The sequence below is a fragment of the Streptomyces sp. NPDC002671 genome, from assembly GCF_053592475.1.
In genome coordinates this window covers 480225-494361 of the sequence record NZ_JBSFVU010000001.1, presented here as the reverse complement: position 1 = coordinate 494361, position 14137 = coordinate 480225, and the positions used below count along the sequence as shown (strand labels likewise).

13 protein-coding genes are annotated in these 14137 nt (G+C 69.9%); 10 read left to right on the top strand and 3 right to left on the bottom strand.

Going from position 1 to position 14137, the window contains the following annotated elements:
- Positions 1-8 precede the first annotated feature (8 nt).
- Genes ACWD35_RS02080 through ACWD35_RS02065 form a run of 4 tightly spaced genes read left to right on the top strand, consistent with a single transcriptional unit; the run spans position 9 to position 4478 of the window.
- Positions 9-2552: an ATP-binding protein gene (locus ACWD35_RS02080; RefSeq protein WP_451349185.1), complete on the top strand. Its 2544-nt coding sequence runs from the start codon at positions 9-11 to the stop codon at positions 2550-2552.
- The gene (locus ACWD35_RS02075; RefSeq protein WP_451349184.1) at positions 2546-3265 is read left to right on the top strand and encodes a response regulator; all 720 of its coding nucleotides are present in this window, start codon (positions 2546-2548) and stop codon (positions 3263-3265) included. The genes ACWD35_RS02080 and ACWD35_RS02075 overlap by 7 nt, the downstream gene beginning before the upstream one ends.
- Before the next feature lie 43 nt (positions 3266-3308).
- Positions 3309-3707: an OB-fold nucleic acid binding domain-containing protein gene (locus ACWD35_RS02070; RefSeq protein ID WP_451349183.1), complete on the top strand. Its 399-nt coding sequence runs from the start codon at positions 3309-3311 to the stop codon at positions 3705-3707.
- 3 nt (positions 3708-3710) lie between these two features.
- Positions 3711-4478 (top strand): DUF3159 domain-containing protein, encoded by a 768-nt coding sequence (locus ACWD35_RS02065; RefSeq protein ID WP_451349182.1) that lies wholly within the window; start codon positions 3711-3713, stop codon positions 4476-4478.
- A gap of 73 nt (positions 4479-4551) precedes the next feature.
- On the opposite strand, the gene ACWD35_RS02060 is transcribed toward ACWD35_RS02065, so the two are convergent.
- Positions 4552-5223 (bottom strand): potassium channel family protein, encoded by a 672-nt coding sequence (locus ACWD35_RS02060; protein ID WP_451349181.1) that lies wholly within the window; start codon positions 5221-5223, stop codon positions 4552-4554.
- Positions 5223-5894: an NAD-binding protein gene (locus tag ACWD35_RS02055; RefSeq protein ID WP_451349180.1), complete on the bottom strand. Its 672-nt coding sequence runs from the start codon at positions 5892-5894 to the stop codon at positions 5223-5225. The genes ACWD35_RS02060 and ACWD35_RS02055 overlap by 1 nt, the downstream gene beginning before the upstream one ends.
- Before the next feature lie 372 nt (positions 5895-6266).
- On the opposite strand from ACWD35_RS02055, the gene ACWD35_RS02050 reads away from it, so the two are divergent.
- From ACWD35_RS02050 to ACWD35_RS02030, 5 genes are all read left to right on the top strand, one after another.
- Positions 6267-8318 (top strand): APC family permease, encoded by a 2052-nt coding sequence (locus ACWD35_RS02050; protein WP_451349179.1) that lies wholly within the window; start codon positions 6267-6269, stop codon positions 8316-8318.
- Between the two features lie 118 nt (positions 8319-8436).
- The gene (locus ACWD35_RS02045; protein WP_451349178.1) at positions 8437-9768 is read left to right on the top strand and encodes a class I SAM-dependent RNA methyltransferase; all 1332 of its coding nucleotides are present in this window, start codon (positions 8437-8439) and stop codon (positions 9766-9768) included.
- Positions 9769-10103: 335 nt separating this feature from the next.
- On the top strand, positions 10104-10271 hold the full coding sequence (locus ACWD35_RS02040) for a hypothetical protein (RefSeq protein WP_451349177.1): 168 nt from the start codon (positions 10104-10106) through the stop codon (positions 10269-10271).
- A 284-nt stretch (positions 10272-10555) separates the two neighbouring features.
- The gene (locus ACWD35_RS02035; protein ID WP_451349176.1) at positions 10556-11224 is read left to right on the top strand and encodes a discoidin domain-containing protein; all 669 of its coding nucleotides are present in this window, start codon (positions 10556-10558) and stop codon (positions 11222-11224) included.
- Between the two features lie 123 nt (positions 11225-11347).
- Entirely contained in the window at positions 11348-11686 is a 339-nt protein-coding gene (locus ACWD35_RS02030) for a hypothetical protein (RefSeq protein ID WP_451349175.1), read from the top strand.
- Between the two features lie 41 nt (positions 11687-11727).
- Here the strand turns inward: ACWD35_RS02030 and ACWD35_RS02025 are convergent, their stop codons facing one another.
- Complete coding sequence (locus ACWD35_RS02025) at positions 11728-13077, bottom strand: COG1470 family protein (protein WP_451349174.1); 1350 nt, start codon at positions 13075-13077, stop codon at positions 11728-11730.
- A 235-nt stretch (positions 13078-13312) separates the two neighbouring features.
- Between ACWD35_RS02025 and ACWD35_RS02020 the strand changes: the two genes are divergently transcribed.
- Positions 13313-14005, top strand: a complete 693-nt coding sequence (locus ACWD35_RS02020) for a LuxR C-terminal-related transcriptional regulator (protein WP_451349173.1) — start codon at positions 13313-13315, stop codon at positions 14003-14005.
- The last annotated feature ends 132 nt before the right edge of the window (positions 14006-14137 follow it).

The following is a 14137-nucleotide window of genomic DNA, read 5'->3' as shown; positions in this document are numbered from 1 at the left end:
ATAGGACCATGGCACGCGGCAAGCTTCGGATCTACCTCGGTGCGGCACCGGGCGTGGGCAAGACCTACGCCATGCTGTCCGAGGCGCACCGCCGGATCGAGCGGGGCACCGACTGTGTCGTGGCCTACGTGGAGCACTACGACCGGCCGCGCACCGAGGTGATGCTGCACGGCCTGGAGCAGATCCCGCGCCGGCGGCTGGAGTACCGGGGCACCACCTTCGGCGAGATGGACGTGGACGCCGTACTGCGCCGCAACCCCGCCATCGCCCTGGTGGACGAACTCGCCCACACGAACATCCCCGGCTCCCGCAACGCCAAGCGCTGGCAGGACGTCGAGGAGCTGCTGGCCGCCGGGATCGACGTGATCTCGACGGTCAACATCCAGCACCTGGAGTCGCTGGGCGACGTGGTGGAGTCGATCACCGGGGTGCGGCAGCGCGAGACCGTGCCCGACGAGGTCGTCCGCCGCGCCGACCAGATCGAACTGGTCGACATGTCGCCGCAGGCGCTGCGCCGCCGCATGGCGCACGGCAACATCTACAAGCCGGACAAGGTCGACGCGGCCCTGTCCAACTACTTCCGGCCCGGCAACCTCACGGCCCTGCGCGAGCTGGCGCTGCTGTGGGTGGCCGACCGGGTCGACGAGTACCTGAACAAGTACCGCAGCGAGCACCGCGTCTCCAAGATCTGGGGCTCGCGCGAGCGGATCGTGGTCGGGCTGACCGGCGGTCCTGAGGGGCGGACACTGATCCGCCGGGCCGCGCGGCTCGCCGAGAAGGGCGCCGGCGGTGAAGTGCTCGCGGTCTACATAGCCCGCAGCGACGGTCTGACCGCGGCCTCGCCGAAGGAACTGGCCGTCCAGCGCACCCTCGTGGAGGACCTGGGCGGCACCTTCCACCACGTCGTCGGCGACGACATACCCGCCGCGCTGCTGGACTTCGCGCGCGGCGTGAACGCCACCCAGATCGTGCTCGGCTCCTCGCGCCGCAAGGCCTGGCAGTACGTCTTCGGGCCCGGCGTCGGCGCCACCGTCGCCCGGGACTCCGGACCCGACCTCGACGTCCACATCGTCACCCACGAAGAGGTCGCCAAGGGCCGCGGGCTGCCCGTCGGCCGGGGCGCCCGGCTCGGCAGGTCCCGCATCATCTCGGGCTGGGCGGTCGGCCTGATCGGCCCCGCCGTGCTCGCGGCGCTGCACACCATCGACCTCGGCCTCGCCAACGACGTGCTGCTGTTCCTGGCCGTCACGGTCGCGGCGGCCCTGCTCGGCGGCCTGCTGCCCGCCCTGGCCTCGGCCGCCTTCGGCTCGCTGCTGCTGAACTACTTCTACATCCCGCCCCTGCACCGGCTGACCATCTCCGACCCGAAGAACATCGTCGCCATCGCGATCTTCTTCGGGGTGGCCGCGTCCGTGGCCTCCGTGGTGGACCTCGCGGCCCGGCGCACCCACCAGGCGGCCCGGCTGCGCGCCGAATCCGAGATCCTCTCCTTCCTCGCCGGCAACGTCCTGCGCGGCGAGACCAGCCTGGAGGAGCTGCTGGAACGGGTCCGGGAGACCTTCGCCATGGAGTCGGCCGCCCTGCTGGAGCGGGCGAGCGACGTCGACCCCTGGACCTGCGCGGGCCGCGCCGGATTCGGGCCGGAGCTGGAACGGCCCGAGGACGCCGATGTCGACATGCCGATAGGCGACCACATGGCCCTCGCCCTCACGGGCCGGGTGCTGCCCGCCGAGGACCGCCGGGTGCTCGCCGCCTTCGCCGCCCAGGCCGCCGTCGTCCTCGACCGCAGGCGCCTCCAGGAGGAGGCCGACCGGGCCCGTGCGCTCGCCGAGGGCAACCGCATCCGCACCGCCCTGCTCGCCGCCGTCAGCCACGACCTGCGCACCCCGCTCGCCGGCATCAAGGCCGCCGTCTCCTCGCTGCGCTCGGACGACGTGGCCTGGTCGGAGGAGGACCAGGCGGAGCTGCTGGAGGGCATCGAGGAGGGCGCCGACCGGCTCGACCACCTCGTGGGGAACCTGCTCGACATGTCCCGCCTGCACACCGGCACCGTCACCCCGATCATCCGGGAGATCGACGTCGACGAGGTCGTCCCGATGGCGCTGGTCGGCGTGCCCGAGGACAGCGTCGAGCTGGACGTGCCCGAAACGCTGCCCATGGTCGCCGTCGACCCCGGGCTGCTGGAGCGGTCGGTGGCCAACCTGGTGGAGAACGCCGTGAAGTACAGCCCGCCCGGCCGGCGCGTCCTCGTCTCCGCCAGCGCGATCAGCGACCGGGTCGAGGTGCGCGTGGCCGACCGCGGGCCCGGCGTCCCCGACGAGGCCAAGGACCGCATCTTCGAACCGTTCCAGCGGCATGGCGACGCGCCGCGCGGCGCCGGGGTCGGCCTCGGCCTCGCGGTCGCCCGCGGCTTCGCCGAGGCGATGGGCGGCACCCTCAACGCCGAGGACACGCCGGGCGGCGGACTCACCATGGTCCTCAGCCTGCGCGCGGCGGGAACGCCGTCCGCACAGCTCACCCCCGCACAACCAGAAAGGCAGGCCCTATGCTGAGCACCACTGGGGGGACCCCCCAGACCCCCACGAGGGTGCTCGTGGTCGACGACGAGCCGCAGATCGTGCGCGCCCTCGTGATCAACCTCAAGGCACGCAAGTACGAGGTGGACGCGGCCCCCGACGGCAGGACCGCCCTCGAACTCGCCGCCTCCCGCCACCCCGACGTGGTCGTCCTCGACCTGGGCCTGCCCGACATGGACGGCGTCGAGGTGATCAGGGGCCTGCGCGGCTGGACCCGCGTCCCCATCCTGGTCCTGTCCGCCCGGCACTCCTCCGACGAGAAGGTCGAGGCGCTGGACGCGGGCGCCGACGACTACGTCACCAAGCCCTTCGGCATGGACGAGCTGCTGGCCCGGCTGCGGGCCGCCGTGCGCCGGTCCGAGCCGGTCGGGGCGGGCGAGGACGACGTGACGACCGTGGAGACCGAGGGCTTCACCGTCGACCTGGCCGCGAAGAAGGTCAACCGGGCCGGCAAGGATGTCCGCCTCACCCCGACCGAATGGCACCTGCTGGAGGTGCTGGTCCGCAACACCGGCCGCCTGGTCAGCCAGAAGCAGCTGCTCCAGGAGGTGTGGGGCCCGTCGTACGGGACGGAGACCAACTACCTGCGCGTCTACATGGCCCAGCTGCGCAGGAAGCTGGAGGCGGACCCCTCGCACCCGAAGCACTTCATCACCGAGCCCGGCATGGGCTATCGGTTCGAGAAGTGAGCTGCGCTACGGCGCTGTCGGTGTGCGCCGGTACGCTTCTGATATGAGTGCTGTTTCTCGTTCCGAAAAGCCGGCCGGCCGGTTCCGCCGCATGATCGACCGGCTCTCCTCTTCGCAGGAGGATCTGGAGTCCGAGGAGCTGCGCGAGGACGCCGAGACGGCAGGGTGCACCAGGATCGGTGACTGCCAGGACCGGCAGATCGTCACCGTAACTGGTACCTTGCGCACGGTCACTCTGCGTCCGCGTGCCGGTGTCCCGGCCCTGGAGGCCGAGCTGTTCGACGGCTCGGCCGCGCTGGACGTGGTGTGGCTCGGCAGGCGCTCCATCGTGGGCATTGAACCGGGGCGCAGGCTGATCGCTTCGGGCCGGATCGCGATGAGCCGGGGCCGCCGCGTGCTGTTCAACCCGAAATACGAACTGCGACCCCTCGGACGGGAGTAGCCGGTGACGTCCCTCGACAAGCCGACCCAAGACGCCGGACAGGCTCAGACCGACGACGCCCGGGCGGTGACCGAGGCAGCGCTGTTCGAGGCGTTCGGCGGCGTCCGCGGCATGGTCGAGACGGTCGTACCGGGCCTTCTCTTCGTCGCGATCTTCACGGTCAGCAAGGACCTGCACATCTCGGCGATCGCCGCGCTGGCCGTGTCCCTGATCCTGGTCGTGGTCCGGCTGGCGATGAAGGACACCCTCAAGCACGCCTTCAGCGGTGTCTTCGGCGTGGCCTTCGGCGTCGTCTTCGCGATGTTCACCGGCAACGCCAAGGACTTCTACCTCCCCGGCATGCTCTACACGCTGGGCCTGGCGCTGGCGTACATCTTCACGACCCTCGCCGGAGTGCCCCTGATCGGCCTCATCCTCGGCCCGGTCTTCAAGGAGAACCTCTCCTGGCGCACCCGCAACCCCGGCCGCAAGAAGGCGTACGCGAAGGCCAGTTGGGCCTGGGGCCTGATCCTGCTCGCCAAGTGCGCGATCCTCTTCCCGCTCTACTGGTGGTCCGACACCACCAAGCTCGGCTGGATCCTGATCGCCCTGAAGATCCCGCCGTTCCTGCTGGCAGTGTGGCTGACCTGGGTCTTCCTGGCGAAGGCGCCCGCGCCGATCGACGTGTTCGCGGAGATGGAGGCCGAGGAGAAGGCCGAAGAGGAACGTAAGGCCGCGCTGGCCGCCGAGGGCGGCGAGCCGACAGCAGGACGCCACCGCCGGGAGGCGTGAGCAGCCGTCGTACGACGAGAAGGGCGCCCTTGGATGCCAAGGGCGCCCTTCTCGTATGCGGTCTCGTATGAGGTCAGCCTTCGTCCCGCCGCACCGACAGCAGTTCCTCCAGCTGCTCCTCGCGGGCCGGCGCGGCCACGAACAGCAGCTCGTCGCCCGCCTCCAGGGAGTCCTCCTTGGAGGGCGTCAGCACCCGGGCGCCGCGGATGATGGTGACCAGGGACGTGTCCTGCGGCCACTCGACCGCGCCGACCTGGGTGCCGGCCAGGGCCGACTCCTCGGGCAGCGTCAGCTCGACCAGGTTGGCGTCGCCGTGGCTGAAGCGGAGCAGGCGGACCAGGTCGCCGACGCTCACCGCCTCCTCGACCAGGGCGGACATCAGGCGCGGGGTGGACACGGCGACGTCCACGCCCCACGCCTCGTTGAACAGCCACTCGTTCTTGGGGTTGTTCACGCGGGCGACGACGCGCGGAACGCCGTACTCCGTCTTTGCGAGCAGCGAGACGACCAGGTTGACCTTGTCGTCGCCGGTCGCGGCGATAACGACGTTGCAGCGCTGGAGCGCGGCCTCGTCCAGGGACGTGATCTCGCAGGCGTCGGCCAGCAGCCACTCCGCCTGCGGGACGCGCTCGACCGAGATCGCGGTCGGCGCCTTGTCGATCAGCAGGACCTCGTGGCCGTTCTCCAGCAGCTCGCCCGCGATCGAGCGGCCGACGGCACCGGCCCCGGCAATGGCGACCCTCATCAGTGACCGCCCTCCTCTTCCGGCCCCCCGGCGAACGCCGCTTCGACCTTCTCCACGTCGTCCGACCGCATCATCACGTGCACGAGGTCGCCCTCCTGCAGCACCGTCTGGGAGGTGGGCAGGACCGCCTCGCCCAGGCGGGTCAGGAACGCCACCCGGACGCCCGTCTCCTCCTGCAGCTTGCTGATCTTGTGGCCTACCCACTTGGCGGAGGCGTGCACCTCAGCCAGCTGCACCCCGCCGGTGGGGTCGCGCCACAGCGGCTCGGCGCCCGAGGGCAGCAGCCGGCGCAGCATCTGGTCGGCGGTCCAGCGGACCGTGGCCACGGTGGGGATGCCCAGGCGCTGGTAGACCTCGGCACGGCGCGGGTCGTAGATCCGGGCGGCCACGTTCTCCACGCCGAACATCTCGCGGGCCACCCGCGCGGAGATGATGTTGGAGTTGTCGCCGCTGGAGACGGCGGCGAAGGCGCCCGCCTCCTCGATGCCCGCTTCGCGAAGGGTGTCCTGGTCGTAGCCGACGCCGGTGACCCGTCGGCCGCCGAAGCCCGGGCCCAGCCGTCGGAAGGCGGTGGGGTCCTGGTCGATCACAGCGACCGTGTGGCCCTGTTGCTCCAGGGTCTGGGCGAGAGTGGAACCCACTCTCCCGCAGCCCATGATGACGATGTGCACGACCGTCCTTCCGATGTCAAGAGATGTCGACTTGGCCTTAACAGGTTCTCAGACTGCGGCCCAAGCTACACAGGCACCGTCCAGGACGGGCACCCCCGTGCCGGGGCTGTCGCGATCAGCGGCGCGTGATACTGCGCACGCTGTACAGGGTCAGGATTCCGAGGCCGACGAGGGCGACCACAGCTCCGATCAGCTCTGCGGTCACGGGCATGGGACCTCCGAGGTGCGGCGACAGGCGGGGTTTGCCATCCAGGCACGGCGAGCGGTCCCGCCACGGAATCCGCAGTTCCACCGGCCGCAGAGTTCACTCTTGAAGCAGATAAGGGCGACCGGCTGGGCGGCAGCCTGTTCGACGCCTTACGATCCTCTCTCGTGTCCAAACTGACCGACGTGCCCAAACGGATCCTGATCGGGCGCGCTCTGCGCAGTGACCGGCTGGGCGAGACCCTCCTGCCGAAGCGCATCGCCCTCCCCGTCTTCGCCTCCGACCCGCTGTCCTCCGTCGCGTACGCGCCCGGCGAGGTTCTGCTGGTGCTCTCCATCGCGGGAGTGTCGGCGTACCACTTCAGCCCCTGGATCGCCGTCGCGGTCGTCGTGCTGATGTTCACCGTGGTCGCCTCCTACCGGCAGAACGTGCACGCGTACCCGAGTGGCGGTGGCGACTACGAGGTGGCGACGACCAACCTCGGCCCCAAGGCCGGCCTGACCGTGGCCAGCGCCCTGCTCGTGGACTACGTCCTCACCGTCGCCGTCTCCATCGCCTCCGGCATCGAGAACCTCGGCTCCGCGGTCCCCTTCGTGGTCGAGCACAAGGTGCTGTGCGCGGTCGCCGTGATCGTGCTGCTGACGCTGATGAACCTGCGCGGCGTGAAGGAGTCGGGCAAGCTCTTCGCGATCCCGACGTACGTGTTCGTCGGCGGCGTCTTCGTCATGATCGCGTGGGGTGCCTTCCGCGGCATGGTCCTCGGCGACACCATGCACGCCCCGACGGCCGACTACCACATCAAGGCCGAACACCAGGGCCTCGCGGGCTTCGCCCTGGTCTTCCTGCTCCTGCGCGCCTTCTCCTCCGGCTGTGCCGCGCTCACCGGCGTGGAGGCCATCTCCAACGGCGTCCCGGCCTTCCGCAAGCCCAAGTCCAAGAACGCGGCGACGACGCTCGCGCTGATGGGCGGGCTCGCCGTCACCATGTTCTGCGGGATCATCGTCCTCGCCATGTCGACCAAGGTCCGCATGGCCGAGAACCCCGCCACCGACCTGATCCACAACGGCCACCCGCTCGGCTCCGGCTACGTCCAGAACCCGGTGATCTCCCAGGTCGCCGAGGCGGTGTTCGGCAAGGGCAGCTTCCTGTTCATCGTCCTCGCGGCGGCCACGGCCCTGGTCCTGTTCCTCGCGGCCAACACGGCGTACAACGGCTTCCCGCTGCTCGGCTCGATCCTCGCCCAGGACCGCTACCTGCCGCGCCAGCTGCACACCCGCGGCGACCGCCTCGCCTTCTCCAACGGCATCGTGCTGCTCGCAGGCGCCGCGGCCCTGCTGACGGTCATCTACGGCGCCGACTCCACGCGCCTGATCCAGCTGTACATCGTCGGCGTGTTCGTGTCCTTCACGCTCAGCCAGACCGGCATGGTCCGGCACTGGAACCGCCACCTGGCCTCCGAGCAGGACCCGGCCAAGCGCAGCCACATGATCCGCTCCCGCGCGATCAACACGTTCGGCGCCTTCTTCACCGGCCTGGTGCTCGTCGTCGTCCTCGTCACGAAGTTCACGCACGGCGCCTGGGTCGCCCTCCTGGGCATGTGCCTCTTCTATCTGACGATGACCGCGATCCGCAGGCACTACGACCGCGTCGCCGACGAGCTCGCGGCCCCCGAGGGCCCTTCCGACGACAGCGTCCGCCCCTCCCGCGTCCACTCGGTCGTCCTCATCTCCAAGATCCACCGCCCCACCCTGCGCGCCCTGGCCTACGCCCAGCTGATGCGCTCGGACGGCCTGGAGGCAGTGACCGTCGACGTCGACCCGGCGGAGACCAAGGTGCTGCGCGAGGAGTGGGAGCGGCGTGGCGTCGACGTACCGCTGAAGGTCCTGGACTCGCCGTACCGCGAGATCACCCGCCCGGTGATCGAGTACGTCAAGAGCCTGCGCACGGAGTCCCCGCGCGACGCGGTCTCCGTGATCATCCCCGAGTACGTGGTCGGCCACTGGTACGAGCACCTGCTGCACAACCAGAGCGCCCTGCGCCTGAAGGGCCGCCTGCTCTTCACACCGGGTGTGATGGTCACCTCCGTGCCCTACCAGCTGCAGTCCTCCGAGGCGGCGAAGCTCCGTGCCCGCAGGCGCCAGGAGTGGAGCGCGCCGGGTGCGGTGCGGCGCGGCCCGGCGGGGGAGCGGCCCAAGGAGCCGTCGGCGACCAAGGACTGAGTTCGAGCTTCACTCTGAGCCCGGGATCCGGCCGGTGGTGAACGGCCGGACGACAGCCACGTAAACTGGTGGGCTGTTGTCCGGCCGTTTCCCGTTCCCGATCTGGAGTCACCCCGCCATGCCCGCAGAACCGAAGAAGTCGCTGGTGGGGGAGGAGTACGAGGTCGAGATCGGCCCCGTCGCCCACGGCGGTCACTGCATCGCCCGTACGTCCGAGGGCCAGGTCCTGTTCGTCCGCCACGCGCTGCCGGGCGAGCGGGTCGTCGCCCGGGTGACGGAGGGCGAGGAGGGCGCGCGCTTCCTGCGTGCGGACGCCGTACGAGTCCTGGAGCCCTCCAAGGACCGCGTCGAGGCCCCCTGCCCCTACGCCGGCCCCGGCCGCTGCGGCGGCTGCGACTGGCAGCACGCCAAGCCGGGCGCCCAGCGCCGCCTGAAGGGCGAGGTCATCGCCGAGCAGCTCAAGCGGCTCGCGGGCCTCACGCCGGAGGAGGCCGGCTGGGACGGCACGGTGATGCCGGCCGAGGGAGACAAGCTGCCGGCGGGCGAGGTACCGCAGTGGCGCACCCGCGTCCAGTACGCCGTGGACGCCACGACCGGCCGGGCGGGCCTGCGCCGCCACCGCTCGCACGAGGTGGAGCCGATCGAGCACTGCATGATCGCGGCCGAGGGCGTCAGCGAGCTGGGCATCGAGCAGCGCGACTGGACCGGCATGGAGTCGGTGGAGGCGATCGCGGCGACGGGCTCGCAGGACCGCCAGGTCATCCTCACCCCCCGCCCCGGCGCCCGCCTCCCCCTGGTGGAGCTGGACAAGCCGGTCTCGGTCCTCCGGGTCGACGAGAAGTCGGGCGGCATCCACCGGGTCCACGGCCGCCCCTTCGTCCGCGAACGCGCCGACGGCCGTACGTACAGGGTGGGCAACGGCGGCTTCTGGCAGGTCCATCCGAAGGCCGCGGACACCCTGGTGACGGCGGTCATGCAGGGCCTGCTCCCGCGCAAGGGCGAGATGGCTCTGGACCTCTACTGCGGAGTGGGTTTGTTCGCGGGGGCGCTGGCCGACCGACTCGGCGAGAAGGGCGCGGTCCTCGGCATCGAGTCCGGCAAGCGGGCGGTGGAGGACGCGCGCCACAACCTCGCCGACTTCCCCCGAGTCCGCATCGAACAGGGCAAGGTCGAATCGGTCCTCCCGCGCACCGGCATCACCGAGGTCGACCTGATCGTCCTCGACCCGCCGAGGGCCGGCGCGGGCCGCGACACGGTCGAGCACCTGTCTTCGCTGGGAGCACGCCGAATCGCGTACGTCGCCTGCGATCCCGCTGCGCTGGCCCGGGACCTGGGGTACTTCCGGGAGGGCGGGTACCGGGTGCGGATGCTTCGGGCGTTCGATCTGTTTCCGATGACGCATCACGTGGAGTGCGTGGCGATTCTGGAGCCTGCGCAAAAGGGCTCCTGACCTGCTGCTTTGTGGGCGAGGTCGATTGATGACGAGTGAAGTCGATCTGTTTCCGGGAGTCCACCGCGTGGAGCGTGTCGCAGGTTCCTGCCACGTGTCTCACCTGCGGCTTCGCGAACGGGCACAGGGTGGGAGCGCTCCGTCTCACCTCCGTGAGGGGCGGCTGGGGACCGTCTTGACGCTCGCTCGACGCTGATTCTGACGAGGCGTCATGACGTTCGCTCGGTCGGTTGTCGGCCAAGTCGAGCACCTCGTCGGCGCCGAGGCCGAGCGAGACATGGGGGTTGCCGAACGGGTCTCCTGCGCGCTCACCCGCGGCGTCGCAGAAGGGCCGTGTGGCCGACGCCCTGAGCGCCGAGGGCTCGTCGGTCCGGCTACAGGCGGCCCTGGCGGCCGGGTCGACCCCCGACCCAGGTTTCCTGGAGATCCTCATCGAGCGGTGCGCGGTCGAGCCAAGACGTCGGAGACGTGACCAGGCCGCGTACGCGCGGGTCAGTCGTTGAGCGCGGGACTGGACGCAGAGCCACTGACAGCGACACCCCCTTCAGCACGAGACCGAGCGCGTGCGTCACCCTGTCCATGTTCAGCTTCCCCGCCGTTGTCGGCGACTTCAGTGCCTCCTTCGTGGCCTCTCCTGCCTCGCGATCTGCTTCGGCGGGGGAGGTGGTGGAGATGTCGCGCTGGATGAGGGCACGGTGCGATTGTTCCCACCTGCACCTCACGTCGGCACTGTCTCTGGGGACTTCCTCCGCGGCCGTGGCGGCCTGCGAGGCCCCGAACCGGGTCGGTGTCCGCCGACGGCTCGTACACCTACACCCTGCCGAGCGGGACGTCGGCGATGTTCACCACGCAGAAGCTGTCAAGCTTCCCCGCACCGGTCTTCGGAAGCCTGAAGCCGAAGCAAGGCATACCGCGTGCCAAGTTCACGATCAGCGGTTCTCATTTCGGTGACGCGCAGGGGCTCGGTACAGTGCGTTTCGGGAAGCGCTTCGCCGAAATTGACAGCTGGTCGGACACGAGCATCAGAGCGTACGTGCCGAGCGGGCTTCCGGTGGGGACGTACAAGGTCTCGGTGAACGGAGCCGACGGAGCAGACGCAGGTGGAGCTTCCTTCGACGTCATAGACCTGGGCCCCGCGCTGTCGCGCACGGGCTGGACGGCAACGACCTCGGACACAAGCCCGTACAACGACGGTCCCGCAAACATGCTGGACGGCAATTCCGACACCCGGTACAGCTCCGGAACAGGCCAGTACGACGGCCTGTGGATCCAAGTCGACATGGGGCAGACGCAGACGTTCGACAAGATCCTGCTCCATTCCGGCAGCAACATCGGCGATTATGCGCCTAGCGCGGACGTGTACGTGTACGTCAAGGTCGTCAACACCGGCAATGTCGCGAGTAACTGGTGGTCGATCGCTGAATTCACCATCTACAACGGACATGTGCCGTGTTGAACTCGCCGCTGTCGGGGCTGATGGCAAACCTGCCCTGGCGAAACTGCTGGAGTTGCATCTGCACGACTTCTATGAGTTTCTGCCGTTGGAGTTGTCGGCGGATGGCACGTTCGGCATTGCTGGTTGGACAGCTACTTCACGGCCCCGGACCGCGAGGCCTACTCGATCACCATGGGTGGCCAGTTGGCAGGGTTCGCCCTGGCCCCGCTGCGACGTCGGTCAGGGGGCCCTGCCCTGCCGGGGCCCGCGACCCGTGGTGGTTCGGGCGCCCGGCTGGTGCTGATGCTGCGGCGCTTCAGCGGCATCACCTCCTACCAGGAAAACGCCGACGTCTGCGAGGTACCGGTCGGCACCGTGCGCAGCCGGCTCAACCAGGCCCGCGGGAAGCCGGCGCAGGTGCTGCTTTTGAGACCCGGGTTATCGATTTCCGGCCGAAAGGGATACCGAGCTTTACAGATGTAGGCACTAATGGTCGACAATGAGCCGGAAGAAGAACGTCCGATTCACTCGGTGGTGCGGCTGAGCGATCCGCTCACATTGAGGACCTCGTGGCATTCCTGCGCCTGCTGGCCCGTGGCCGGTGTACCGGGCTTCGCACAGGTCACGTTGATGGTCACCGTGTCGTTCTCGGGGATCTTGATGGGGGTGACCCAGTGGTAGTCCTGGTTGCGGAACGTCTCCAGCGCGATCGTGGTGATCTTGCGGTCGCCGAAGGTGATCGTCATCACCCCTTCGTCGCCCTGGAAGTTGGCGACGACGATGTCCGTGACCCCGAAGATGCTGTTCTCCGGCACCTTGTAGGTGCCGGTCTTGGTCTGCCCGGTGCCCGTCTTCAGGTCGATGGTCGCCGAGCTCTGCTGACCGGCGCCGGTCGCGGTGCCGCCCTCGGCCGAGGAGCCCCCGCCCCCGCCCCCGCCCGATCCGGTCGCCGCCCCCGACTCCTGGCCGCCGCCGGGCTGGTTGTTCGTGCCGGTGCCGGGGGACTCTCCGCCCGCCTGGTCGCCGGGCGGGGTGGTACGCGGCTGTACCGCCTCGGTGGCCGCCTCCTTGGCGGCGCTGCGCACCGCGGGACGGACCAGCGCGAACCAGGCGAGCAACAGCGCGAGCAGCGCGGCGAGCACTGCGAGCAGCCACTTCGGGAAGATCGGCATCTGGACGAACTCCGCGTCCAGCGGCGGCCGGACGACGGGCTCGTCCCAGCGGGCCTCCGCCGTCTCCTCCTGCTCGCCGGTCTCGCGGGTGTCCACGGTGAACGGCCACACCACGGGGTTGCCGAACCACACCGGCTTGGCGGTACGGACCCGCAGCCGGACCTCCGTCGACTCCCCGGGTTCCAGCTTCGGCTCCGCCGGGGCGAAGGTGAACCCCAGTTCCTCGCCGGCCTGGCCGGGGGCGAAGCGTACCTGCACCGGGGTGTTGCCCTGGTTGCGCACGGCCAGCAGATAGCGGCCGCGCAGCCAGCCACGCCGGCGGCGTGGGGCGAGCTCGGTCTTCAGCTCGTGGAACTCCCCGACGTGCACGGTGGTTTCGAGGACCTTGACCGACTCGGGGTGCTCGTTCGGCAGGACCCGTACGCCGAGGGGCATCTCGCCGGCCCGGATCTCCGGGGATCGCGGCGGCGCCAGACGGAGCGTCACCGTCTCGGAGGTGCCGGGGTAGAGGGAGACGCGCTCGGGTTCCACGATGGTCCAGGCGGCGCAGTCGCCGACGACCTTCAGGTCGTACGCCTCGACGATGTCGCTGTCGTTGCGCACGGTCAGGCTGGTGGTGGCGATGTCACCCGGGGTCACGGTCACGGCCGGGATGTCGAGGCCGGGCGCACCGGGACCGGAAGAGGCTGCGGAAGGCGTCACGCCCTCACCGTAGGAAGGTGCCCGGGAGGCGGGGGAGGGACGGGAGGGCAATGCGCGGGCAGTGACGCTGCCCGTCAAGCCACTGTCAACTCCCTGGTAGCGGTGGGCTCTTACTGTGGCGAGCCGCCTTCGGTGCACCACTGACCCGTGATCGCCTCGCGCTGTATCACTCAACCCCCCACTGACTCATGAAAACAGGTATCCCATGTTCCGCGCAGAGGAGAACGGTCCTGCCATGTCCGACACCACGACACGTGATCTCCTCCGGACCGGCTCGATCCACCGCACCTCTCGCTCCGGCGGCCCGACCCGGGCAAGCGTGGCCGTCTACGCCGCCGACCCCGTGCTGCGGGTCGGTGTCGTCCAGCAACTGCGCCAGCGCCCCGAGGTCGAACTGGTGGACGACGCCGACGCGGAGCGGGCCCAGGTCTCGCTGGTGGTCGTGGATGGCATCGACGACGACGTGGCCGCCCTGCTGAACCGGCTGCGGTACAACAGCGCCACCCGCACCGGCCTGGTGATAGGCACCCTCGGGGCCGGCGGGCTGCAACGCGTCATCGAGTGCGGTGTGTCGGCGGTGCTGCGCCGCGCCGAGGCCGATCAGGACCAGCTCATGCGGCTGGTCCTGGCGGCGGCCAACGGTGAGGGGGTGCTGCCCGGCGATCTGCTCGGCGAACTGCTCAGTCACGTCGGCAATCTCCAGCGCTCGGCGCTCGACCCCGGGGCCCTGTCCCTGTCCACGCTCACCACGCGCGAGGCGGACATGCTGCGCCTGGTGTCGGAGGGCCTGGACACCGCGGAGATCGCCCGCAAGACCTCGTACTCCGAGAGAACCGTCAAGAACGTCCTGCACGAGATCATCACGCGACTCCAACTGCGCAACCGGGCCCACGCGGTGGGTTACGCGCTGCGCAACGGGCTGATCTGACAGGCCCGTTCGACGGACCGCCCGACGGCGGAGGGGAAGGCGGCGGTGCCCGAAAGCACACCGCGTGCTTCCCCCGGGTGCGGCCCCCGAGCCCTGCCGTCCCGCGCGCGGCCGGTAGACGGTGGCGGGGGC